General features: G+C 59.1%; 16 protein-coding genes and 5 pseudogenes. 11 read left to right on the top strand and 10 right to left on the bottom strand.

Features of this window, described 5'->3' with window-relative positions; all coding sequences use genetic code 11:
- Positions 1–141: 141 nt before the first annotated feature.
- Together AC0L2Z_RS23725 and AC0L2Z_RS23720 are read left to right on the top strand one after the other, a co-directional pair.
- Positions 142–552 (top strand): annotated as a pseudogene (locus tag AC0L2Z_RS23725) (LLM class flavin-dependent oxidoreductase); the annotation flags it as partial.
- A gap of 302 nt (positions 553–854) precedes the next feature.
- A complete protein-coding gene (locus AC0L2Z_RS23720) occupies positions 855–1,970 on the top strand; it encodes a Fic family protein (protein WP_473629468.1) in 1,116 nt (371 codons plus the stop codon).
- A 525-nt stretch (positions 1,971–2,495) separates the two neighbouring features.
- Here the strand turns inward: AC0L2Z_RS23720 and AC0L2Z_RS23715 are convergent.
- Positions 2,496–2,918 carry a MerR family transcriptional regulator gene (locus AC0L2Z_RS23715; RefSeq protein ID WP_065008538.1) on the bottom strand — a complete coding sequence of 141 codons (423 nt, stop codon included), beginning with the start codon at positions 2,916–2,918 and terminating at the stop codon, positions 2,496–2,498.
- Between the two features lie 70 nt (positions 2,919–2,988).
- On the opposite strand from AC0L2Z_RS23715, the gene AC0L2Z_RS23710 reads away from it, so the two are divergent.
- Both AC0L2Z_RS23710 and AC0L2Z_RS23705 read left to right on the top strand, forming a co-directional pair.
- Entirely contained in the window at positions 2,989–5,235 is a 2,247-nt protein-coding gene (locus AC0L2Z_RS23710; protein WP_473629467.1) for a heavy metal translocating P-type ATPase, read from the top strand.
- 54 nt (positions 5,236–5,289) lie between these two features.
- A pseudogene (locus tag AC0L2Z_RS23705) lies at positions 5,290–5,424 on the top strand (EamA family transporter); the annotation flags it as partial.
- A 19-nt stretch (positions 5,425–5,443) separates the two neighbouring features.
- On the opposite strand, the pseudogene AC0L2Z_RS23700 reads toward AC0L2Z_RS23705, so the two are convergent.
- Positions 5,444–5,829, bottom strand: a pseudogene (locus AC0L2Z_RS23700) (transposase); the annotation flags it as partial.
- 74 nt (positions 5,830–5,903) lie between these two features.
- Here AC0L2Z_RS23700 and AC0L2Z_RS23695 point away from each other — a divergent pair.
- The 4 genes from AC0L2Z_RS23695 to AC0L2Z_RS23680 all read left to right on the top strand — a co-directional run bounded on the left by AC0L2Z_RS23695 (position 5,904) and on the right by AC0L2Z_RS23680 (position 8,011).
- Entirely contained in the window at positions 5,904–6,578 is a 675-nt protein-coding gene (locus AC0L2Z_RS23695) for a hypothetical protein (RefSeq protein WP_473629466.1), read from the top strand.
- A 180-nt stretch (positions 6,579–6,758) separates the two neighbouring features.
- Positions 6,759–6,890 (top strand): YHYH domain-containing protein, encoded by a 132-nt coding sequence (locus AC0L2Z_RS23690; protein WP_367185466.1) that lies wholly within the window; start codon positions 6,759–6,761, stop codon positions 6,888–6,890.
- A gap of 11 nt (positions 6,891–6,901) precedes the next feature.
- The gene (locus tag AC0L2Z_RS23685) at positions 6,902–7,177 is read left to right on the top strand and encodes a DUF5334 family protein (RefSeq protein ID WP_473629465.1); all 276 of its coding nucleotides are present in this window, start codon (positions 6,902–6,904) and stop codon (positions 7,175–7,177) included.
- A 597-nt stretch (positions 7,178–7,774) separates the two neighbouring features.
- The gene (locus tag AC0L2Z_RS23680) at positions 7,775–8,011 is read left to right on the top strand and encodes a hypothetical protein (RefSeq protein ID WP_473620629.1); all 237 of its coding nucleotides are present in this window, start codon (positions 7,775–7,777) and stop codon (positions 8,009–8,011) included.
- 10 nt (positions 8,012–8,021) lie between these two features.
- On the opposite strand, the gene AC0L2Z_RS23675 is transcribed toward AC0L2Z_RS23680, so the two are convergent.
- From AC0L2Z_RS23675 to AC0L2Z_RS23665, 3 genes are all read right to left on the bottom strand, one after another.
- Positions 8,022–8,252 (bottom strand): hypothetical protein, encoded by a 231-nt coding sequence (locus AC0L2Z_RS23675; protein WP_473496091.1) that lies wholly within the window; start codon positions 8,250–8,252, stop codon positions 8,022–8,024.
- A gap of 58 nt (positions 8,253–8,310) precedes the next feature.
- Positions 8,311–9,153 (bottom strand): ATP-dependent DNA ligase, encoded by an 843-nt coding sequence (locus AC0L2Z_RS23670; protein WP_473629471.1) that lies wholly within the window; start codon positions 9,151–9,153, stop codon positions 8,311–8,313.
- Positions 9,154–10,217: 1,064 nt separating this feature from the next.
- Complete coding sequence (locus tag AC0L2Z_RS23665; protein WP_473629464.1) at positions 10,218–10,427, bottom strand: KTSC domain-containing protein; 210 nt, start codon at positions 10,425–10,427, stop codon at positions 10,218–10,220.
- A 63-nt stretch (positions 10,428–10,490) separates the two neighbouring features.
- Here AC0L2Z_RS23665 and AC0L2Z_RS23660 point away from each other — a divergent pair.
- Positions 10,491–10,595 (top strand): annotated as a pseudogene (locus AC0L2Z_RS23660) (helix-turn-helix domain-containing protein); the annotation flags it as partial.
- 55 nt (positions 10,596–10,650) lie between these two features.
- Here the strand turns inward: AC0L2Z_RS23660 and AC0L2Z_RS23655 are convergent.
- The 3 genes from AC0L2Z_RS23655 to AC0L2Z_RS23645 all read right to left on the bottom strand — a co-directional run bounded on the left by AC0L2Z_RS23655 (position 10,651) and on the right by AC0L2Z_RS23645 (position 13,664).
- Positions 10,651–12,387 (bottom strand): hypothetical protein, encoded by a 1,737-nt coding sequence (locus tag AC0L2Z_RS23655; protein WP_473629463.1) that lies wholly within the window; start codon positions 12,385–12,387, stop codon positions 10,651–10,653.
- A 93-nt stretch (positions 12,388–12,480) separates the two neighbouring features.
- Positions 12,481–13,380: a TIR domain-containing protein gene (locus AC0L2Z_RS23650; RefSeq protein WP_473629462.1), complete on the bottom strand. Its 900-nt coding sequence runs from the start codon at positions 13,378–13,380 to the stop codon at positions 12,481–12,483.
- Entirely contained in the window at positions 13,380–13,664 is a 285-nt protein-coding gene (locus AC0L2Z_RS23645; protein WP_473629461.1) for a hypothetical protein, read from the bottom strand. Before AC0L2Z_RS23645 ends, AC0L2Z_RS23650 begins: the two co-directional genes overlap by 1 nt.
- Before the next feature lie 307 nt (positions 13,665–13,971).
- On the opposite strand from AC0L2Z_RS23645, the gene AC0L2Z_RS23640 reads away from it, so the two are divergent.
- Together AC0L2Z_RS23640 and AC0L2Z_RS23635 are read left to right on the top strand one after the other, a co-directional pair.
- Entirely contained in the window at positions 13,972–19,203 is a 5,232-nt protein-coding gene (locus AC0L2Z_RS23640; protein ID WP_473629460.1) for a hypothetical protein, read from the top strand.
- Between the two features lie 376 nt (positions 19,204–19,579).
- Positions 19,580–19,992 (top strand): annotated as a pseudogene (locus AC0L2Z_RS23635) (LbetaH domain-containing protein); the annotation flags it as partial.
- Between the two features lie 697 nt (positions 19,993–20,689).
- Here the strand turns inward: AC0L2Z_RS23635 and AC0L2Z_RS23630 are convergent.
- Both AC0L2Z_RS23630 and AC0L2Z_RS23625 read right to left on the bottom strand, forming a co-directional pair.
- A complete protein-coding gene (locus tag AC0L2Z_RS23630; protein ID WP_473629459.1) occupies positions 20,690–22,594 on the bottom strand; it encodes an ABC transporter ATP-binding protein in 1,905 nt (634 codons plus the stop codon).
- Positions 22,594–24,456 carry an ABC transporter ATP-binding protein gene (locus AC0L2Z_RS23625; RefSeq protein ID WP_473629458.1) on the bottom strand — a complete coding sequence of 621 codons (1,863 nt, stop codon included), beginning with the start codon at positions 24,454–24,456 and terminating at the stop codon, positions 22,594–22,596. The genes AC0L2Z_RS23630 and AC0L2Z_RS23625 overlap by 1 nt, the downstream gene beginning before the upstream one ends.
- Positions 24,457–24,470: the final 14 nt, after the last annotated feature.

Here is a 24,470-nt window from a genome sequence, read left to right as displayed (position 1 = left end):
CCCTCAACGCCATCCTGGCCGCCGCCGGCTACAACTTCTCCCTCCTGCTCAGGTGGCTGAAGGATTTTTTGTCGCTCCTGATCGCCCTGCTTCAACTTCGGCCGAAATCGGTCGCCGCTTAGGGCCCGGATTGTTCACGGTCGACGAATTACAGATGCATTCCGAGCCTGCCGGGAGCGCAGTGCCGACGCGGACGAGCGAGGGCCATTTCTTGGAATGCTCCGCATGGTCGTGATCGCGCGATCGGAAACAGATGCATATGCGCTCGCGGCACCCGCTTACGAACGATGGCTCAAGAGCTTCAGGTTCCTCTACGACCTCAATGCGCTCCAGACGCCCCCAAATCTGCCGCTGAGCTTGGATGCAGCAATCGAAAGCGAATTGTGCGTGGTGGGAACGGCATCTTCCGCGCGACAAGCTCTTCTTGATCAGCTCGAAGAGGCCGGTGCTAATTATCTACTTTGCCAACTTGCATTTGGGAATCTGTCCTTAGACGCTTCGCTATACACCGCAAGGACGATCCAATCTGAAATCATGGCTCGAGTTACCTGACGTGGAATGCGCGCTCCGCCTTCGGAGTTGAATTTCTCCGGCGCATCATCACCTTCCCGGTCCCGCCCATGATGCCGAAATAGTGCTTGGTGTGTGGGTGGAGGCGCGCACGCTTGTGGAGGCCCTAGATGCTTGGAGCGACCGGCCTGCCGATTAAGAAATCGCCCCGATTTCGCAAGAGAGGGCGGACTTGTGCGTACCAGGGCAAAGCCCCGGCTTCTGAGGCATAGAGAGGCATAGGGAAGATTGCTATAGCTCATTATTTAAGGCACTATGAGTTATAGAAAGGTGAGCTATAACTCATGGTATGGAATTGGGAGCAGGCTGACTGGCCGCATTTTACCTATGATAAGGAAGAATTGGAACCGCTGGAAAGCGAATTCCTGCTCCGATCGGGTGAGTTCCTGGGTGTTTTTCGGCACGTCGGTTCTGACGATCGCGACCAGATACGCATCGATCTTATCAGTGAGGAGGCCTTGAAGACATCCGCGATTGAAGGGGAATACCTCAACCGCGAGAGTCTGCAATCATCCCTGCGCCAGCAACTTGGGCTGGGCAGCGAGAACAGGCGCATTCCGCCTGCCGAGCGCGGCATCGCGGAAATGATGGCCGACGTGTATTTACATTTTGGCCATGCCCTCTCGCATCGCACTCTCTATGCTTGGCACAAGATGGTGATGTCGGGTGAACGGCGTATCGAGACCATCGGCAACTATCGCCAGCATGCCGATGCTATGCAGATCGTTTCCAATCGGCTGGATAAGCCCAAAGTGCATTTCGAGGCACCTCCCTCAGCGCGGGTCAAAGCCGAAATGGATGCTTTCACCGCTTGGTTCAACGATACCGCGCCTAAAGGTAAGACGCCGCTCCCGGCGTTGACGCGAGCCGGTATCGCGCACCTTTATTTCGAGAGCATCCACCCATTTGAGGATGGCAACGGCCGCATAGGCCGTGCCCTCTGCGAAAAGGCGCTTGCTCAAAGCCTGGGTGAGCCAAGTCTCATCGCTTTGGCATACACGATCGAACGCCACCGCAAGGCCTATTACGACAACCTGCAGGCCAGCAATAAGAGCAACGCGGTAACACATTGGCTGCTCTACTTTGCCAACACGATCCTTGAGGCGCAACGTGTAACGCTTGCCCGTGTCGAGTTCTCCGTCGCCAAGGCCAAGTTTTATGAACGCTACCGAAACCAGTTCAACGAGCGGCAGGAAAAGGTCATCGCCCGAATGTTCCGCGAAGGCATCGACGGGTTCAAAGGAGGGCTCAGCGCCGAGAATTATATCGCCATCACTCAAGCATCGCGCGCGACGGCGACAAGAGATCTGCAAGACCTCGTTTCCAAGGGCGCGATGATAAGAACTGGCGAACGGCGACACACACGTTACGCCCTGAACATTCTGGATGACCGCAGGTAAACCGCAGCACAGATTTATTGCCATCTTACTCGCGCAGCCACATGTGCGAAGTTTTGAGCAAAAAGGTCTATGAATTCAGGATCGCGCAGGGCAAAAGCCTGAGCGCACCAAGTCCGACTTAAACGGGTCCGTCTGCATTTCGCTGAGAATTTCAGGGCAACGTTTGCGGTCCCAGCGTGTTTTTATCTTCAAGTGTCGGCAATGTTCATGGCATTTCGGGCGACCGAAGCGATACGGCCAACGCATCGGCGGTGCCGCTCCGCCTTTCTCAAAATCACCTTCGGTCTGGTCCATCTGGTTTTTTTACATGGGCAAACCAAATCACGTCCTTGTGACGCGCCGATGCAAAGGAATAGAGGGCCGCTGCTACCGATTCCGGACAATTGCCGGAGTGCAAGCCGCACTTCAGCTCGTGGCTTAGCCGTGCCCGATCTCGAACGATCTAATCATTCGTGAGCCGGCCTTTCCGCCACCATCCGGGTCATGAGGCGCGACTGCACGGAGGTGATGATTTTGACCGTCCAGTCAGTGCCGGGCGTGTTCGCATTGGCTGTGATCGGCCAGCACCTCAATCACCCGGCATTCGCCGACCTTCCCGTGCCGGCAGCCTTCGACCATGAGTTCAAGTTCGGCCTTCAATGCCGTGAGGCTGCGTATCCGCTGAACGACGTCGGCCAGCCGCGCCTGGGCTATGGTGTCGGCCGTAGCGCAGGGCTGGCTGGGATTATCCTGCAACGTCAGCAGGGTGCGGATGGCTTCGATGCCGAACCCCAACTCGCGTGAATGGCGAATAAACGCCAGCCGGCGCAAATCGCTGGTTTCATAGTGCCGTCGATTGCCCTCGCTGCGGTTCGGCGCGGGCAGCAGGCCGATCTGCTCATAGTAGCGGATGGTCGGCACCTTCACGCCGCTCTGTCGTGCCGCTTCGCCAATCGGGACACTGCGCATGATTTTTCGCTTGCTCCTCTAGTCGCTAGAGAATGTAGCGTGCCGCTGGAATGGTTCAAGGAGTGAGACGATGGCTGCAACCGCCGCACAAACCCGTTATCGCGTCGAAGGCATGGATTGTGCCGGCTGCGCGACGAAAATCGATAGCGCGGTGCGGCGCATGCATGGCGTCCAGGATGTTAACGTCTCGGTAACTGCCGGCACCATGACCGTCAGGCACGCTGCCGAAAGCGACCTCGCCGCGATCGAGAAGAAGGTGACGGGCCTCGGCTATTCTGTGGCTCAGCTCACGAGCGAAGCCGGCCAGATTGCCAAGCCGGCCGGGTACGGCACCAAAGGCGGCCATGACCACGCTGGCAACGACCATGCTGGCCGCGACCATGCCGGCACAGCCAAAGATGACCACGACGACGTGGAGGGGTTGCACGGCCACGACCACACGCCGGCCACGGGGCCGTGGTGGGACAGCGCCAAAGGCCGACTGAGCATCGCCAGCGGCGCCGCATTGGCCGCAGCTTTTGCGATTCACTATGTCTGGCCGGCCACCGGCGTCTGGCTTTTCATTGCCGCCATGCTGATCGGACTGGTGCCGATTGCACGGCGAGCTGTGATGGCCGCGCTCGCCGGCATTCCCTTCACCATCGAAATGCTGATGACCATCGCGGCGATCGGCGCCGTCATAATCGGTGCCGGCGAGGAAGCCGCCACCGTGGTCTTCCTGTTCCTCGTCGGAGAGTTGCTGGAAGGCGTGGCCGCCGGCAAGGCGCGCTCCAGCATCCAGGCGCTGACCACGCTGGTGCCCAAGACGGCATTCCTGGAGGAGAATGGCGCCACGCGCGAAGTTCCGGCCGAAGCCCTTGGGGTTGGCGCCGTCATTCTGGTGCGGCCGGGCGATCGCATTCCAGCCGACGGCAAGATCATCGAGGGCGAAAGCGCCATCGATGAATCGCCGGTGTCGGGGGAAAGCGTGCCGGTGCGCAAGGGCGTCGACGCGGACGTATTCGCCGGCACCATCAATGGCGACGGCGTGTTGCGCATCACCGTCACGGCTGCGGCGTCCGACAACACCATCGCCCGCATCGTCAAGCTGGTCGAGGAGGCCCAGGAAAGCAAAGCGCCGACGGAACGCTTCATCGACCATTTCTCACGCTGGTATACGCCCGCCGTCGTCGCCGTGGGGGCTCTGGTGGCCGTCGTCCCGCCGCTGGCCTTCGGCGACGAGTGGAACGAATGGATCTACAAAGGCCTGGCGCTGCTGCTCATCGGCTGCCCCTGCGCCCTCGTCATATCGGTGCCGGCGGCAATCGCCGCCTCGCTCTCGGCCGGCGCCAGGCGTGGTCTTTTAATGAAAGGCGGCGCGGTGCTGGAAGGCTTGGGCAAGATCACCGCCGTGGCTTTGGACAAGACCGGGACGCTGACTGAAGGCAAGCCCGTGGTGACGGATGTCGTGGCCATCGGGATCAGCGAAAAAGAGGTGCTATCGCTGGCCGCTGCACTCGAAACCGGATCGAGCCATCCGCTGGCTCTGGCGATCCTCGGAAAGGCCAAGGCCCAACGCGTGCCGGTGCCGCCGGCGGCAGAGGCCAAGGCGCTCGGCGGCAAGGGCGTCGTCGGTCGCATTGGCGGTAAGAACGTCTTCCTGGGCTCGCCGATCGCTGGAGGCGAGAAGGTCGCGCTCCCGGCCGAGCAGGTGGCCCGCATCGCCGACCTCAACGACCAGGGCAAGTCGGTGTCGGTGCTGCTGATCAACGATGTGCTGGCCGGTTTCATCGCCATGCGCGACGAGCCTCGGCCGGACGCGCAGGCCGGCCTCAAGGCGCTGACCGATGTTGGCATCAGGACTGTCATGCTGACTGGCGACAACCAGCGCACGGCGGCAGCAATCGGCAAGCACCTCGATATCGAGGTGCGCTCGGAACTGCTGCCCGAAGACAAGCAGCGCATTGTCGGCGAGTTGAAAGGGCAGGGGCTGACGGTCGCTAAGGTCGGCGACGGCATCAACGATGCGCCGGCGCTCGCCGCGGCCGACATCGGCATTGCCATGGGCGGCGGCACCGATGTCGCCCTGGAGACGGCAGATGCGGCGGTGCTGCATGGCCGCGTCGGCGATGTCGCGGCGATGATAAAACTGTCTCAGGCGACCATGGCCAACATCAAGCAGAACATCACCATGGCGTTGGGGCTGAAGGCGGTGTTCCTGGTGACGACCGTAGTCGGCATCACCGGCCTGTGGCCCGCCATTCTCGCCGACACAGGCGCGACGGTGCTGGTGACAGCCAACGCCATGCGGCTGTTGCGCTGGAAAGGTGGGGTGTAGATTGCCGCCTTCTATGTCGTTTGGGACGGCTCGATGAGCAACAACCATTCGCATCGAAGCGGCGCTTATTATTCGCCCGCGCCGTTTATCGGGGCATTTCTGGCGATTGCCCTTTTGGGTGAGCCGCTGACTGCCCGGCTGGTGCTAGCCGGCGTGCTGATGGGGGTAGGTCTCTTGCTGCATCTCGCAGCGAGCCGTGCCGGCGCTTCATGGCCATCCCCGACTGCCAGCGCCGCGACGTCAGCGAAGTAGGCCGCGACGTCACGCGAGCGGCGGAAGCGCGTCGGATCATCGATCGCAGTCATGAGCGAAAGCGCCGTCACCGGACCGACACCTGGGATAGCCATGAAGCGCCCGCACGGCTCACTACGCCCGACAATTTTCACGACGAGATCGTGCAGCCGGCAATACTGTTTCTACCGCGTCGCGCACCGCCAGCATCGCGTCCAACAGTTCGCTCGGCAGCGGATCGTCCGCCACCGCTTGGCGCACCGCCCGCTCGAACGCCCCGCGTCCGACCTTGCCCAAGCGGGTGCCGAACGACTTCAGCGAGTGCCGGATGGCGTTCTCTAAGTCGAGGAACTCGGCTCTCAGATTGCGAGATACTTGGCCGATCTTTGGCCGGAGTTCGCCGATCGGCGGGACTCAGATAAGATGGGGCAGGAAGAATGAAGGGCGCTCCAAACATGGTCTCTGCAGAGCTTGTCGAAGCGCGCAAGTTTGCCAACAGGCTGCGCGAAAATCTGCCGGCTCGTATCGACGCTGCCGCTTTAGGGGTTTGGTCCAAAGCGCCATTCCAATTGCTGTGCGCACGCGAAGCGCTGGTCTGGCGGAGCGAAGAGCTGGCGCGCAATGCATGCGATGCTCTTGGACGCGAGGACCTGAGCGTTGCCGCCCTTTTGACCCGAGCGCTCACCGAGAATGCTGCCCTGGTGTGGAAACTCTGGGAGATTCTCGATGCGCGGCATACCCATTCACCGCAAGACCTGAACGATCTGCTGATACGGCGGCTCGTGGGATCACGTAAATGGCCGGATGGGCCACAGGCCATGCAAATCCTGAGCTGTATCGACCGCATGGACAAAGCCGTACCCGGGGTGCGTGCCAGCTACGAGAGCCTGAGTGAAATTGCACATCCGAATTGGTCCGGCGTCGCCGGATTATATTCTAAGCCCGACCCTCCACAGTATTTGACAGATTTCGGACGCGGATTGAGGGATACAAAGAGCACCGTCGACATGATCGCCAATGCGCTGCTTGGCTCGCTCGGCTTGTTCGAACTTGCGTACAATCGAATATCCGAAGCCATGCCGGAATTCCTGGCGGAACTTGAACCCATTTGATCGAATGAACGCTCCCAGGTCGCAAGCATGGATCACGAGCAAGCGCAGAAGTCCTACGGCACCGATCGAGCGCAACTCGTCTATGATCGTCGACGAGCCCGCCACACAGACCGCCTTTCCGTGTTCTCTTGACTCTCGCCATGATTGAGCGCCGAATAGCCATCTACTTGGGAGGGCGGAATGAAATATCTGATTTTTCTTAGTGTTCTTTTTGGCGCCTATAGCGTTGCCCCGGCGTTCAGCCATGGCGGCGGAACAGACTCAAACGGCTGCCATACGAATCATAAAACTGGCCAATATCACTGCCATTAGGGCGGCTTACTATGATCAAATGTTTTGCGCTCGCAATCGGACTCGTTTTGGGCGCGTCCGATGCATATGCTTGGGATGGGACGGATACGACGACTGGCGAGTCTGTTGAGATTGGCAAGGGTAATCTTGTCAGGACGGGCAGGGACATCGAAATATTTGATAGTGGTGCTGGCGAATATCGAGACGTAACCGTCGAAAGTATCCGGCGACACGGATCGACAGTTGAAGTCGAGGTCTACGACAACGAAAGCGGCGAGTATCGGATTCTTGAAATGGAAGACGACTGATCTCGCTCATCAACTGCGCTGGCGCAGCGGGCTGCGATATCTTCTTGCCAGTTGTTGCCGGCCATCGGTTCAACGATTTATAGAAGCACCGTCGGCAATCACCGGCGAGCTAGTCGTTATGACGCCTGGAATCATGGAAGAACGCCCGTGCCATGATGAGAAGCGGCCGGCCCGTCTAGGTTCGTGATGATCGGCCGCAGGGAAGACTTAAAGCTCCGGCCGTGGCGCGACGGGAGCGACAGCAGATGACTGATTTGGCCGAAGAATTATTCATTGTCCCGGTCCCGGCATTGGTAGCGACTCTTCTACCTGCGGAACGGGAAAAGGGTGTGCCCCTAACGGAAAGAGAAGTCCTACAAATCAGAGATCAGGCTCCGTCCATCGCGATGCCCGCGCATGCGTATCGGGCAGTCATAGAAGCTCGGGGGCTACGACGACATTGATCCTGAGAATGTGTGGGATGAGTGGCAGTTGGCGCGAAAATCGCTTGAGGCAGAGAACTAGCCTTGGGAAAATTCTCACGTCGCACCTTGCTGTGCGCGTAGGAATATGTTCCCCTAGGATGGTTGCGGCGATCCACTCAAAGGGAGAGCCAACATGGTCAGGCACAAACACCTCAAGCAGCTTTCAGAAGCCGACATCGAGCGTTTTCTGGCGGATGCCGAGAAGCTTCACAAAACAATCACCCGCCCACTCATATCGCCTAGCTGCGATCATCACAGGGCATTGGTGGCGCTGAACCAAACGCTGCTCCAGACAGTGAAGGAAGTGACTGGGAGGCCGGCGCCCTGGGTGCAGTGGCACTCGACAGGGCCGGCGCTGCCCCCTGCCTAGGCAGGCGACCCTATTGCGAACGCTCGACCGCAAATGTTGGGGCATCATCTCCCTTGCCTGCCTGGAGAAATTCAACGATGGCAAATAGAAGTTGCTCGGCCAAGGTCCTATTCATAGCCAGCTCGATCGTGCCGGTGTCGGTCTCCAGTTCGAGGAGTCCGATCAAAGGCTCGGCTGATAGGAGTGTGGTGTCGACGTCGAGAAGTTTGTTGAATCCGGATTTACTGGGCTTGCGTTTCATAGGGCCTCCCTTCTAGCGCCCGTCCCTTGCCTCGCGCTAGGCGCTCGGACGGAGCGCATTAAATTCCTTCATCCCAAAAATCCTGCAGCGATGCGTGCCTCAGGTCTTCCTCGCCCCTGAGGTGCTTCACACGGGCTTTGATCCCCGGCTTGACCCACTGCGTCGCCGGCCGCTTTGGCATGTCATTGGGCGGTGGCCCGGCGTGTTCCTGGACATGTTTCCAAAGCCGCTCGCGCATCTCGCGATTGACGCTGACGAAGGCGCTGCCGACATATTTGTGGGTCCCTGGCTCGGCCATCAGAGCGAAGGCCGGCTTGCCCCGCTCGCGTTCAACTCCGAGAAGTTCAAACTCGCTTTCGGTGAAGGATTTTGTTTTCAGCCAACTGGTGGTCGGGCCGCTGCGATATTTGCTGTCCCGACGCTTCGATACCATCCCTTCCAGGCCGGCCGCGTCGATCAGATGATAGATCGCGTTGGCTTCGCCCGGCATCGTCTCGCTGAACTGGATGCGACTGTCGGACCCTATGAGGCCGGCCAGGATTTCCCGCCGATCCTCAAGCGCCATGTCGCGCAAGTCGTGGCCATTGAGATGCAGCAGATCGAAGGCGACGAAATAGAGGTCGCGCTGGCGCCTGGTGATTGCCTTGCGCAGCGCGGCAAAATCCGAAAGGCCAGCGTCATTTAAGACGACGACTTCGCCGTCAATGATGGCGTTCTGTACGTTGAGACCTTTGGCTGCCTCGACTAGATCACGGTACTTCGATGTCCAGTCTAGCCCGCGGCGGGTGAAAATCCGCACACCGCCGGCGTCGATGATGATCTGCGAGCGGTAGCCGTCGAATTTGGCTTCATGCATCCAGTCATCGCCTTGGGGCGGCTTTGCTACCAAGGTAGGCATCATCGGCGGAATGAATTCGAGCCGGCCGACGCCGGTACTTACAATTTTACGCACTTATTCGATTCTAGGCACCAGGCTTATATTAGCCAGAGTGAACGGAACGTGATTCCGCAGGGCTGCGGAAACAAAACATGCCGGCCAGCGTTCCCATCACGCGCGGGATCGATGGCCTCCGCTCGAAAAAGGCGGTGAAAGCAGGACCTATTTGCGTTGCGCCTACCGACCCAACGGCAGCTTTGACGCTGAGACAAGTTCGTCCTCGTCAGTGATACCGGCCGTATAATTTGCCAGGATCCGAGACGCGAGAGCCTCACGGAGATGTTTGGAGTCGCCCTCCCTCTTGAGCCGGTCGAACACGCGGCCCAGCGTAGCTACTTCGGATGCACTGAAGACGCCAAATTCTTTAGCCTTTCGATTAATCGGCATACCACCCCCTCCCGCCAAAATATTCTGCGCAACTAATACGATTCAGGACATCTCCGACAACAAAAAAGCCCGCCGCACCTTTCGGCACCGCGGGCGAGACTTCTCAGTCGTTCACCAGGCACAGGGGTGTGGGCGGGGGTAGTGTGCCCGGTGAACCGAAAACCTATGCACGCCGTCAGGACGCGTCTACCAACCGGCGGTTGGAAGTATCGAGTGCTAGGTAGAGGAGCGTAGCAGCCCCTCCTCCTTGGCAGCAGCCTCGTTCCTTACGTCGTCGGGCGTGAGCGCACATATGCGCGGCCCTAATGATGCCGCGCGAGCCGGTGCATGGGTGCGTTTGCTTCGGCCAGACTAGCCAGCGCTTGCTCGACTTTTTGAGCCGAGGCGTCAGTGCGCTTAATGTGCCGGATCATTTGCTGCCTCAGCCGCGCGAGCCTTTCGGCGCGATATACATCGCCGTATCTCGCAGTTTCAAGATGGAGGGTCGCGAGCCTGATGGGCGACGATTCCGATTATCTAGAATTCGCGAATCCGCCTTTCGTTCCGATGTCCGACCTTGCCCTCGCAAAGGCTGGCCGGACGGCCGCGACGAATGAGGCGCATCCCTGCCAAAAGAGAGATCGTCCGCTGATGCTGCTCAGTCAACTGCGGGTCCAGCCAGACGGTAGCGGAAGTGATTGCGGATGTGGCCGTTGAAGAAGCGGCCCTTGGCAAAAGGCGGCTTTGAACGCGGCGAAAATCTCCGGCGGCACGTCCTCAAACTCGTACCGTTTGCCGCTGGCGACCAGCCACACCGAGAGGATTCTGCCGTCCGGATCGTATTCCGTTTTGCGTATCGGGGTGGATGGCATGACGGCGGCTCGACCAAAAGACGTCAACGATCGGGTGGGCCGTCGCGTTCCTGTTGGGGCAATGTGAGCAAGTTGGCGCGGGAGCTCGGCATCTCTCGCAAAGGTCTCTATCAATGGCAGAGGCAGTTTCGTGCAGGCGGGCCAGCAGCTCTGCGCGGTGGCGTGGGTCCGCCGCGAGCGGTACGCCGGCTGGGTAAGGCGCATGCTGCCGCCGAGGACTCTCTTAGTTTGACTCGGGAGGAGCGGGGTCAACGCTTGAAGCTTCCGGTAGAAGCAACGCTCGCCAGGAAATCGGGGCCTCCCGTTCGGATGTCAGAGCGTCGAGGGCGGCTGGAAGCGCCTTGGTTTTCGGCTGATTATCAATCGCACTGTGAAGCGTTTTGGTGGCGGCGGATATGTTGCTGTCCTTGCGGTACGCCTCGGCGAGCGATAGCGCGAACGCCGTCTCATAAAGATCCGGCAGTTTCAGCCCACTCTTCTGATATTTTTGTTTGTAGTATCCGCCATATAGAGACGCGATTTCATTAGCCGGCCATTCGACCTCACGTGATAGCGCGAACCGCACGCCGAGACCTTCCAGAGACGGCGGCTCAAGGAGCTTGTCACAGCGCTCGACTAGTTTTGCATCCTCTGGAAGCCGGTCTTCCTGCCTGACGAGGACTTGGAACAGCCCATAGAGTGCGACCATAGGCAGCCGGTGGACGGCTTTGGCTCGAGGGATAAGAAGTTCGTATTTGCGAAGCAGGTCCCGGATATCCACTAGTGCCGCATCGGGAACCTTCTGCTGGACGGAAGCGATCAGGGCGAGAAACCCACTTAGCTTCTGACGAGCGATATCAGGCCGGAATCCCTCGTGCTGCCAAACCCAATACTGGGGAGCCATCTCAAGTTCGACGATGTTTGGAAAATCGCTTTGGTAGCGATAGCTTTCCTTTTCGACCTTCGGGCCATTGCGCACGTACGCGAAAATGAGATGACGGGCCATACGCGCCAAGCCGTTCAACGTTAAGATAGGTCGGCGGCCGTGGCTGGCAGTTTCGCCTAGATCCCAGACATGACTGATCTGTTTCGGGACCGAGGCTAGGGTGTGTATGTACTTGGACCGGATTGTGTAGGCTTGCGAGATTGCCTCGACCAAGTCAGCTTTACCAATTGGGCGCACTTGGCCTTCCGCTTCCTCCCTGAAGTAAGAGGGAGACAAGGTCTCAAGGGCAAATGCCCGAAACCGCCGAGCCAACCCGATATGCTCGACCTTAAGCAATGCCTTGCGGACCCGGTCCCCAGTCTCGTCAGCGGCCCCTTTCAGCGCCTTGTCTACAGCCGAGCGTTTACGCTCATCATAGTCATCCCATTGTGCGTCCGGCCCTTTGAAATTCTGGGCCAGAGACTCGATTGAAGCGACCAGCAGCGTGTAGGCCAGGTCGATGTCATCACCGACCCGATGGAGACCGGTCACATAGGTGCGGATCGCCCCCACCGCTGCAAGGTAGTGCCTCCGCTTCAGCGCCATCAACTCTCGGATGAAAACCTTGAGCTGATCCAAGTCCGCGTCGCTGATATTGACCTCGCTGTCGAAGACGCGTGCGACATACGTCCGGGGTGGCGATATGGTGCTTGGCGACAACGGCTGGTCGCCTACTAGGCGCCGCAAAAGATCGGGGTCCGGCGTACAGATCACGTTGAGGGCGAAGGACGCGATCGAGGCAAAATCCTTCAGGAACGGATCCACTCCCATCGATACAAGTACGCCGGTACCTTCGGCGCCTTCGTACTCCTCAACGATTTCGTAGGAAAGGGTGCGGAGGCCACGGAAAGCAGTGGAAGGTTGCAAGGAACCAGCAACTGTCTCGATGCGATCGCAACGCCACGGCGGTCGCATGTTGCTGTAAAGTGTGCCGCGCATGATGTTCCGGCGGCGCGTCTCATCCGTGTAGAATTTACCGCTGACGATCTGCAGCATCAGCGTTCCTTTGATATGCTTGAAAGACCTCGATGCAGAAGCGGTTGACCAAGGCGGATTGCAAGCTAGCGGTCATTGCTTTGGCCAGATGGGTCAATCCCGCCAAAGCCGGTTCGCATCGAAATCGAGCTTCGCCGCCTTCATTTCGGCCACAAGCTTGGCCTTCCAACCCTCTGCGCCATCGAGTTCGGTATAAATGACCCCTGAGAGGTCCGACGGGATTTCGATGTGGCCTTTCTGGAGAAGGCAGACACGGCCGCGGCCCAATTTGCCGGCGAAGAAGCCAAGCTCGAAAATAACGTTCTGACGTGCCCTTGATGCCTGCTCGGCGGTAGAAACGGCGGCGCCAACATCGTCTGGCGTGAGTAGCACAACGGCAAAGCCAACCTCGGCCGCAAAGGCTTCAAACTTTTCCACAATGGTGCGGCCTTGATTGGGCTGCTCCTTGAGCACAATGGCTTCAAGTCCAAGCTTCTCCAGGAATCGGGCCAAGCTCTGAAGGGCCGCCTCATCGTGGCCGTGAACGATGAACACCTTGTTGGAGTCCGGAACAACAAGCTCTGTTTTCAGGCTCTCATTATTCAGGATGTACACCTTGTAGTCTCTTACAAAGGGAATGATAAGTTGGCGGGTTACCGCATGGATCGCAGAGCTGATTTTGGACCCGGAGTAATAGAAGGTGTGTCCAAAATCGGTAAGAAAACGAGGCTTGTCGGCGAACCGGCCAATCAGCAGGAACGTGAGGCCCAAGGTCTGCTCGGCATCTTCAGGCCACAAAAGCTTATCGCTTCCGACCATGCCTCCACCGCGTTCATGTTTTTCCAAAAACGCGTCAAGGTCGAGCCCCTTTATCAACTTCTTGTTGGCGCTCTCCAGGTCGGCGTGATTTAGCAACCGTCCCAGCGTTTTCAGCGGCCGCTCGAAAGATTGATATTCTGCACTCTGCAGGTCCAGAACCGCGTTGTTGATCTGCGCGAAAAGGTCGGTCGCCATTAGCCGTTTGAACCTTCGCCCAGTCGTGCGGCTGCAGCACGATCGATTATGCCCTGTCGATATTGTTCCTTCATGCCTGCGATCATCGGCGCAACGATTGAATTGGATGCATAGCGTCCAACTTTGGCGTCGATAATAGTATCGACCTCCTTTATAGCGGCCTCAATACTCGCCGGATCCTGCGGGTCGAAACTGACCACGCCCAGCTCGCCATCAAGCTCTGCAATAGCCTTTTGAGCGTCGTCGAGTTGTTTTGTTAGTGCATCGAGCCCCTGAATTTTCAAGGTGCCATCCTTTCTTGATTGGGTGTTGTTATAGTGTCGCGCTGCTTATCAACGGCGAATAGATGACGAATTATCCCTGTAAAAATACTGCCTTGCAAGCAGCAATGAGAGATTCCAACGGTTTTATTGTTTCGGCAATTCGACGCCTGATACGATCGTGGACTCTACATGAGCCCGGTATAGAATCTGTCGTTAGACGCCACGTCAGTGTCACCGCCCGTCCTGATTCGATGACGAGGATGACGTTTCCACAGGGCAAGCTACACCATCCCTTGCGCGTCGAACAGATCGGGAACACAAATGAGATGTGTCTGATATTGAGAAAGAGTCGCGGATTGCTCCTCCCGCCGCCAGCGCCAATGCTGGCGGGCAGTTTGAGATGCGGGTAGGGGCTTTTTACACCCTTTGCATGTTGGCCGGCGGCGAGCCGCGCGGTCTTGTCGGCGCGACGATACAGTCGGTCGCGCTGCAGCAAAGGATTGCCGGACATCCGCTTGACGACATCGTGATACATGCGACGAATGCGGATGGCTCGCAGGCAACACTTGAACTCCAGGCCAAGCGGACACTGGCCTTGACCGCAAGCGATGACGAGTTCGTCGATGTTGTCAGGCAGGTCTGGCAAGCATCGCTGAAGCCAGAGTTCGAGACCGAACGCTATGAGACGGCCGTGGCAATCGCGCGTACGACCACGCGGATTGAGCACGCAGTACAGGAGGTGCTGCACTGGGCACGGCAACGGCCCGACGCGGCCTCCTTTATGGCGAATATCAGACGGAAAGGCTTCGCTTCCGACCCGATGCGGAGCTTCGTCAAAGTCTTCACCGACAATCTCCAACTGCATGGGGCGCCAACTGACAATGAAACGGTGTGGCGTTTGCTGCGCCGGTTTCAGGTGCTGGTTTTCGATTTTGAATCCGTCGGATCCGACTATGAGCACCGGGCTCGCGAACGGTGCAGGTCTGTACTCGCCCCTGATCAAGCCAACCGTGCGGGCGATCTTTGGTCCCACCTGATCGTCGACGCGGAAGCGTCGGCCAAAGGAAGCGGTTCGCGCAAGCGCACCGACGTCATCAGCAAACTGGTGGCCGAAGAGGGGCTACGGTTTGGAGACGCCGCGGATTTGAGGGGAGTAATTACCCTCTTGGCGGACAGTGCCCAGTTGGCGCTAGGCGAGATCGGTAATCAGGTCGGCGGTGTGCGGCTCGCGCGTACGGCTCTGGTTGAAGAAGCTCGTGGGGCTCTGGAACGCGCTTCAGTTCTCAACATTGTGGGTGCTCCCGGCACCGGTAAGTCGTACGTTTTGAAGCGCTTAGCTGAACTTCTGCAGCCTGAGGGACGCATCATCGTCCTGCGTAACGGCCGCATCGTGCCGGGTGGCTGGCCGCGCATGGCCCATGAACTCGGCTGCACCGTTCCTTCGGATCAATTCTTCAATGAACTTGGAGCTGGTGGTGGTGCCACCCTGTTCATCGACAATATCGACCAGATCGACGACGCGAGGGAACGGGCGACCGTCACCGACCTGTTCGCCGCTGTCGCGAAGAACACGGGCTGGCACGCGGTTGTAACCAGCAATGAAGCAAGTTCGGATTGGAAAACGGTGCTTCCGCCGGCCCTGCTGCCGAACGTTGCGGCGCTTAGGATCCCGGACATCTCGGACGACGAGGCCGAGCAACTGTCGGAGCAGAATGCAGCGCTCGCGGTTCTCTTGGGCAAAGACCATCCGGCCAAGACCATTGCCAGAAACCTGTTCTACCTCTCGCGCATGGTCACGTTGAGCGCAGGACAGCAGGCCGAGATTTCGTCTGAAATTGACCTGGCCCGTCTCTGGTGGAACTACGGCGGCGGCCGCGGAGAAGATGCTGCCCGGTGGGCGCGTTTGAAAACGCTGCGCGCAATGGGAGCCGATATCCTGGCTAAGCCAACGCGTGTCGCGTCGACAGCTGACAGCCTCGATTCCGCCGTCGTAGCGGAATTGCTGCGACTTGACGCCATACGCGAAGAAATCCGCGGTGCCGAAGTCGCGTTCCGGCACGATGTCCTGCGCGACTGGACCCTCGGGTTTATGCTGGATGAGGATCCAAAGCGGCTGGAGGCGCTGGCCAAGGATGGCCCCTTGGCGGCGGCCTTGTTCCGTGGCCTCGAAGTGGCCGCTCGCGTTGCTCTTGAGAGCGATGAGACCGGGGCTCGGTGGCAGAACCTTCTGCGATTGGCATTGGGAGAGACCGTGCATGGCAGTTGGCAGCGTCCAATACTGCTTGCCCTGCCGCGTTCAGAGCATTTTGCCCGGTATTTGCAATCTATGAATACCATACTGCTGGCGAACGACGCCCGCATGCTGCGTGACGTGGTCCGGCTGACCATCGTTGTCGAGACGGAGACTTACGCTGAAGTCTTTGCCAAGGCGCAACCCGCTCAGCCAGTTCCGCCTGGGGCCAGAGAGTTCGTGTATCCGACAGGGCGTGGATGGGCAGCCCTGATTGCGTGGTTGGCGCTCAATGCCGGGGCGCTTCCGCACCCAGCGATCCCCGTTGCCACCACGGCCTTCAGAATCTGGCTGATGGCGACCCACCTACTCCAGCTTCCCGTAAATGCCGAGATTGTAGCGGTCCTTTTCGAATGGCTGGCCCTAATCGACGAGGCTGTTCGCCCGCGAATGTTTAGGACCGGAGAAGAGGTTCCGCCACTCGTCGAAATCCCGCACATCACTGATGCGCATGAGCTCGTCCGGATGACCGCTTGTGCCTTCGCACTGGCCAATCCAGCAGCCGCGCGAAAGTATCTTGCGGCCCTGAGTGCCGGTGAGAATAATCGCCGAGAGTTCGAGGCCTTACTGAAGGGCCGTGGCGCCCTTGCCAAGGCCGCGCCGGCCGAGTTCGTGGATTTCTTCCTTGGCGGCGTGATTGAAAAGCCAAAACGGCGGGATTTTTACAGCAGTTCTCGGGATTACCGGCCATTCGGCATTCATGAACACCTATTTATGCCGGCGTCACCGGGTAACGGTCCATTCCTCGAAATCCTCGAACGGGCGCCCGATGAAGGTTTGCGGCTGGTGCGGCGTATCGTTGAACACGCGACCGATTGGCACCGCAGGCAGTACGCCAAGGAACGCGTGCCGTTCCCCGGGATCTTGATCGCGTTTCCTGAAGGCGCGAAATCATTCGAGGGTGATGCCGGTGTCTATCGTTGGTCGCGAACCCCTGTTCCGAGCGACATGACCACGTCGGCTTTGATGGCAGTGGAAGCATGGGGCCATAGCCGGATCGAGGCAGGAGTGGCTGCAAGCCAGGTACTCGACGATGTTTTGGGGCCGGATGGTTCGAGCTTTGCCTTCTTGGCGGTGGCCGTCGACCTCGTTCTGTCGCATTGGTCGATTTTCCGCGACATAGCTTGGCCCCTGGCAGCTGCCCCCGAAGTCCTCGAACTCGATGAGCATCGCCACGTTCGAGATATGACTGGTGTCGACCGCCTCCTCTCGTCTGAGCGAGAGCCGGCGACTGCGAAGGTGAAACGCGCCGATCTTGACGCGCGCGGCTCCCGCAAGAGCAGATTGTTGGACGGTTTCCCTTACTACGTCTTCCAAGCCGAACCGGAGCTGGCCGAGGCGCTTCGGAAGTCGCTTGAACAAGCCAGGAGTGAAATCTCGCAGCGACCGTCAGGTGACGAGGATCCGCTTCACGGCCTGCATGCGCTAGCAAACCGTGCCGCGCGCATGATGGATCGGACCAACTGGCAGTCTGGAAGCCATGTGAACGCAGATGGTTCAACGGTGCAGTTTGTCGAGTATGTACCAGACCCGGACGAACAGCGGTTGATCGCCGAAAAGACCGCAGAGGTTGTGGCGAGCACTGGGCACTTCAACGCCCGTGTCAGCATCGAGCGCGCTTTGACGAATCCTGAGCACTCCACTCCGGCGATTGTCGCCGAAGGTATTGCGTGGGCGAGGCAACAGCCCGACGACGTCGGTCCCGTGGCCGAATATGATGATCGGGATGACTTTGAAGTTGATTGGGATCGGCGCGCAATTGTCATGGCCGCGGCGCTCGCCGCCCGCGACTACCGAGGAGATGACCGAGCTGAAATCCTTCATTGGGCGGAGGAGGTTCTCGATCGAGCTGCTGCGGGACCCGCTCGGGAGAGCTACGGCAATAACCAGATCGTTTACGACAAGGTCGCAATCGCCGCACTCGGATTGATCGCCATCTATCGCGAGAATCCGACCGTCGCTGTGCGGGACAAGCTGTTTGCCTTGGCCGCCAATCCCAGCCTCCCTGTTACGAATGCGCTCGGCGGTGCATTCGTTGATTGGAAGACTGACAGGGTCCTGCCTGCAATCATCCGCATCATGCTGGTCAGTTCAAGCTATCCGCGACGCCGCGATACGGAGCCGGAGAAGCAGGCTATTGAGCGGACACATGCGCACAGGATTGAAAACGCTGTTGCCGCCGAGCTCGCTTGGCTTTCCGGCCAAGGCGAGGAACCGGGCTGGCCGACGCTTCCGCCGTGGCTCACTCGGCCCAAGCGTTATCTCCAATTGCCTGGGTTTACGGCCGAAAGGCCCCGAAAACAGCGCGCAGAGCCGCCTGACGCTTACGCCAGCGAGCAACGGTTGGGCGAAATCGTAGCCCACTTGGTTCCATTGACGGTTGGCACGGTTCCGAGCTGGCTCGTGCCGCTGACCGAGCATCTGATGGCGTGGACCCTCGCAGCTAACGCGTCGGAAGACAGAGAGCGCGAGCCCGAGGGCCGGCTATTTTCGTGGAACGGAACGTTCTACGACTACCTTGGGATCCTGTGTGCGGCTCTGCCGCATGAAGAGGTCGTCAAGAGCTTCGTCCAGCCCATCACCGAACTCGGCGATGAGGCGTTCCATGACGGCATGGCCAGCCTGCTCAGAGGCTTCGATCGGGCCGTGCTGTCTTCCAATGCGACAAAGCCAGCCTATCCGGCGGCCATGCGTATCGCATTGGCCGAGCGGTTGAAGAACACGCGGAATTATCAACATCTGAACTGGAGGAAGGAGTTTTCTACCGAGAGCCATGCCGCCGATGCGCTAACGGCCATGTTCTTCCAGCGATCAGGCATCCTTCCTTCACTACGCCCGAGCGTTCCAGACAACTGGGATGGTCTGGAAGCGGTCATGCCGACGCTTACGGGCCTGGTCACAGGCGCTGCCAGTTCAGGCTATTTGGCCGTATTGTTCCTCGACCTCATCGAGACATCGCAGCATCCCGCTCTTTTGCCCTATTTGATAGACGCTCTGGGAGCATGGTGCTCGGCCTATGGGCCGGATACGAGCTTCTGGGTCAGTCATGACATTGGCGGCCGTGTGTGCCGCTGGTTGGGGGATGTTCTTGCAGATGGGGTGCCAGGATTGCCGGATTCTACTCAGGCAAAAGCCTTGCTCGACAGCCTCGATGTGCTGGTCCAGGCAGGGGTGACCTCGGCACGCGGAGTCGAAGAACTATTGGCGGCAAGCAATGCGGTTGAACGCGGTTCGTTCCAGATCGCAGGTGTTGCCAATCGCGCCATCTAGCGAACCGAAACCATAACCGAAAGATACAAAATGTCCGGATCCGCAACGCTCAGCTACCATGTTAAAACGAACCGGGCTTACGAGGATAAAGGCGAGGGAAAGTCTCGCGAGATCGATGTACAGGCGATCAAGCGGTTTGGTGGAATCCTAAACGGTACCCCTCGCCGGGGGCGGTCAGTCCCGCGTCCCGCCTTTTGGCGGCGCTATGCTGACGCTCCTTAGGCCGCCCTGTTGAACCGGTCTTGGGGTCACGAACCGGCTTCGCTGATGAAATGACCTCTGTCCGAATTGCAGACATTTCATCGGCTCCGCTTTGTACGCCCTCCTTGGTGTCGCCGCTTCCGCGGCACGTTTTATTGAGCGCCCATGATGGACTGGGCCGACTGCGGATCATTGGCATACGCTCTTGTCCGAGCGGCTCGGAGAGGTTGGACTCGGAGCGGTCATCCGTCCGCCTTTTTCTGCGATTAAGGTTTCAATTCCATCGGCCGACGTCTGCCTCAACTTCAACTGCGTCATCCAAAGGTGAGAATTGGCAAAGGAACGGCAACTGGCCCTGCCGTGCAGATCTATACAGCCGATCATCAATATGATCCCGAGCAGAGACAATCTGGGATGCAGTTCGGGCGTCCTGTTCGGATGGGCAGTCGTGCCTGGATCGGTGATGGAGCAATCATTCTGCCGGGCCTCACGATTGGCGATGATGCGGCCGTCGGCGCTGGCAGCGTGGTCACTCGAGATGTTCCCGCAGGGGCGAAGGTCATGGGAAGTCCGGCTCGGTTAAGATGACTTGGTGAGGACAAAGCAGGCGGTTCGACGCTAAACCTGGTAGCTCCATGTTGCCTAGTGAACTGTGCCGATTGGGCATCGATGTGCATTTCGCAAAAGCCGGACAGTGTTTCGCCAATCTCCGGGCAGTTTGGCGGAGACCGTCATTGGGTGCCTTTTGCGTTCACGGATGGTTGCTTTCGCCCGTTTGAGGCCGGTTTAGGGGCGCGGCCTTTTTGCTCTCCGCATTCTGTCGCCCTGGAGCACCATGCGGTGTGCGGTGTGCGTTATGCACGATTCGTTCGAGAATGGGGTCGGCGACGGTGGGTGTGCGATGAGGTAATGCCATCTGGCCACCGGACATGGGCGGTGCGGCGATATCGTTTCTCGACGATTTCAACAGATGCGAGCGCTGTTGGCCGGTAGGGGAGTGGGCCATCGAGGACGAGCAGGCGCGCGCGGGTGAGTTTGTCGAAGAGGCGTGGGAAGCGTCCATCGAAATGGGCGAGCGCAGTCCTCCAACAGGGCCACGCGCACATGGAGCACGAAACGATCAAGCCCTACTGCTTGCCGGCCAAAGGCGCCGGCCAGCCACGACTTGCCGGCTCCGGTCTGGCCGGTGATGATCAGGTTTCCATGGCCGTCCGGGATTTAGCGCGATGGCTGTCCGCGCTTTCGCCAGTGCCTCTGGACGGTCAGATACGGCTCGCAAGGAGCATCAGGTACGAGAGGCGGCTTGTCCGGTCGGATCGGCTTCCTCTTCGGGAATGTCGTCGAATGACGAGTAGTTCAGATTGTAGAGTTTGGAATAGAGCCCGCCCATAGCCATCAGTTTGTCGTGGTTGCCGGTCTCAATAACCTGGCCGTTCTGAAGCACGATGATACGATCGGCACCTCGGATTGTGGCGAGACGGTGAGCGATGACAAGCGCAGTCCGGCCTTCAAGGAGCTTTCTGAGAGCCTTCTGGATCAGCATTTCCGTGTAGCTGTCGATGCTGGCGGTGGCCTCGTCAAGAACAAGGATCTTGGCGTCGGCGACGAGAGCGCGGGCGAAACTGACAAGCTGGCGCTGGCCGAGAGAAAGATTGCCGCCGCGTTCGCCGAGTTGAGTTTCATACCTGTCGGGAAGGCTCATGATGAAGTCGTGGGCTCCGACCGCCTTGGCGGCCTCGATCACCTTCTCGCGCGTGACTTCCGTCTTGCGGTAGCGGATGTTCTCGAAAACCGTCCCGGTGAACAGAAACGGCTCCTGCAGCACCATGGCGATCTGGTTGCCGAGCGATTCCTGTGTGAGATCGCGCACATCATGTCCGCCGACCAGTACTTGGCCTTGCTGAACATCATAGAAGCGATGGACGAGGGCCATCGCGCTCGATTTGCCAGAGCCGGTCGGCCCGACCAAGGCGACCGTTTCGCCCGGATTGACCCCAAAGGAGACGTTTTTCAGCACCGGCTGTTTGGGATCGTACCCGAACGTGACGCTCCTGAACTCGACCGAGCCGTCCATTTCGGGCGCAAGGATCCTGGCATCCGGTTTGTCCTGGATCTCGATCCTGACGTCGAGCACATCGGTCAGGCGCTTGCCGGAGGCCATTGCGCGCTGCATGACGGAATATTGCAGAGTTAGTGAGCGAATTGGGTCAAAGAAGCGTTGGATATAGAATATGTAGGCAACCAATACGCCGACATCGACGCGGCCATTCATGATCATGGAGCCGCCGACCACAATGACGACAGCCATGGCGAGGCCGGTGAGGCCATCGACGATCGGGACCATGACCTGTGCATATTTGGCAGCGGTCAGGTGAGTCGTGAGGTCGGCATGTGCCTTGTCGTCATACAATACGAAGTTGACGTACTGGCGGTCCATGGACTGGACGGTTCGGACGCCTTGAATCGCTTCGGCCAATGCGCCGTTGACGACTGAATTGGTCTCTTGTGCAGCCATGAAGGCCTCGCGGGCACGCGGCAGCCACACGATGCGGATAATCAACAGGGCCGGCAAGACCGAGAGCGTCAGAAAGCCAAGGTTGAAGTTGACCGACAGCATTACGAAGATGATGCCGAAGAGAAGCGCAATGTCGCCTACGGAGTAGATCGAGTTTTCGAGAAATTCGTGGATAGAGTTGACGTCGCCCTGAAGGCGAGACATCAGGCGTCCTACCTCGGTCTTGTCCATGAAGGAGAGCGATACCTTCTGCAGATGGGCAAACATGGCGCGGCGGATGTCGAAGAGGACGTTCTCGGCCATTTTCCCTACCACGGTTTCTTGCGCGTAGGCGGCGCCGAAATTAACCAGAATGGCAAGCGCAAACGCGATGGCGGCCTCAAGCAGGGCGAAGGCATCAGCGCCTGCCGGAGTTATGGCGTGGTCGATCGCGTAGCGGATGATCAGCGGGATGAGAAGCTGCGTGCCAGTGAAAATCAGCAATGCGGCAAGCGAGACGACCGCCATGGCTCGGTAGGGACGAACGAAGGCCCATATGCGGCGAATGATGTTCTTGTCGAAAGCCCGGCCAAAGATCTCCTCCTCGATGCGGTGGGACCCGACGACCGCGCGCGGAGGGCGTCTACCGCTATCATTCGGTTCGATTTCGAGTTCGTTGGCGTGCCGCTTGGCCATCAGGGAGCGCCTCCAAACGTGGTCGCAATGTCATCTCCCGGGCGCAACTGAAGATCATAAAGGGCCTTATAGCGTCCTCGCTTGGCCAAAAGCTCTTGATGGGTGCCGCGTTCCACGATCTCGCCGTTGTCGACAAACAGAATCCGGTCGGCGTGCTTGAGTGAACTCAGCCGGTGGGCGATGATGATCGTCACCCTATCCTTGGCGAAACGCCTTATCGCCGCGCGGATGCGCTGCTCTGTGGCGGCGTCGATCGCGGCCGTTGAGTCGTCGAAAACGACGATTGATGGGCGCAACATCATCGTGCGAGCTATGGTGAGACGCTGACGCTGGCCGCCCGAGAGAGAGGCGCCACGTTCGCCGACGACCGTCTTGTAGCCAGCGGGGAGGCCGAGAATGTAATTGTGCAACTGGGCGGATTCGCTAGCGCGCTCGATCGGCCGTTCCTTCGCCCAGGGGTCGCCATAAGCGATGTTGTTCTCGATCGTGGTTGTGAACAGGAATGCATCCTGCTGTACGACCGCGACCGCCTTGCGAAGCGATGCGAGGGTGACCCCGCGGATGTCCTGCCCGTCAAGCATGATGGTGCCACCAGTGACGTCGTAAAAGCGGGGGATCAGGTGAGCAATTGTCGACTTGCCAGAACCCGGCGGACCCACGATCGCGATCGTCTCGCCCCTACGGGCGCAGAAGGTAATATTCTTTAGAATGACGCGGTTTCCGGTGCCGGGATATGCAAACGAGACATTGTCGAAGCGCAGAGTTCCTTCACCGATCTCGAGCGGTCTTGCACCGGAAGCATCCCCGATCGTGATGTCCTGGTCGAGCAGACTGAAGAGGCGCGAACCGCAAGTGTAAGCGCGGGCAAAGCCGTTGACCATCAGTCCGATTTGGCGGACGGGCATTTGCAGGATCGTCATGAACGTCAGGAACGTCGTGAGCGTTCCAACGCTGATCTGGCCGGCGATGAGTTTGTCGCAACCGACCCAGAGGACCAACCCCATGGCGACAAAGAAGGCGAGGGTCATTGCCGACGTGTTGGGCACGTACACGTCAACCTGCTCGTGCGCGAGTTCGAGCGCGTTTGTCGAGGCGATGTCGAACTTCGCCATCTCATGAGCCTGTGCCGAAAACGCCCGGACAACGCGGATGCCCGCGAGATTTTCCTCCATCACGCGGCCCAGGACGGAAAGCCGTTCCTGCAGGTCGAGCCAGATGGCGCGTAGCTTAAGCTGGGTGACCGACGATCGCCAGGCTACGAAAGGCACGAAGCTCAGCGCGATCAAACCGAGCACCGGATCGGTTGAGATCATCATGCAGGCGCCTATCCCGATTAGCATGGTGAGCAGAAAGAACCTAACCAGGGCGGTGGAAAAATACATCCGCACGCCGTCGAGATCGAGGATGCCGAGGGTGATCAGGTCGCCTGAATGCACCCGGTCGTGAAAGGAAAAGCTCAGGCGCTGGACCTTGTCGTAACAAGCAAGCCGCAGTTCGTACGCGACGTGGTGCCCGACAGCTTCGGCAAAGTAGTTTTGCGCCATCGTAAAGAGGCCGCGTAGCATACTCGCGCCGAGCAGCAGGAGAGCAGGAGTCCAGAGGGCTTGTTCTGCAGCCGTCACCGTGACACCACCCCCGATGGCTACCTGGGTCTGGTCGACAGCCCGGCCGAGAAGCTGGGGAATGAGCAACTGCAGGATTACGGCTACCATCGTCGAACCGATAGCTAACGCGACCTGCCACGGGTGCCTCAAATTCATGCGCGTAATGCGCAGTAGCGTGCTCAAGCCCCGGCCCCATCCGGCCGCTTTTACATGCGCGGACGATTTGAGAGAGGTCGTGCCAACAGCATCACTGCCCACCGAGTGCCCCCGAC

This window comes from Mesorhizobium sp. WSM4850 (assembly GCF_055811735.1).
This window is presented reverse-complemented; position numbering and strand designations above follow the sequence as displayed.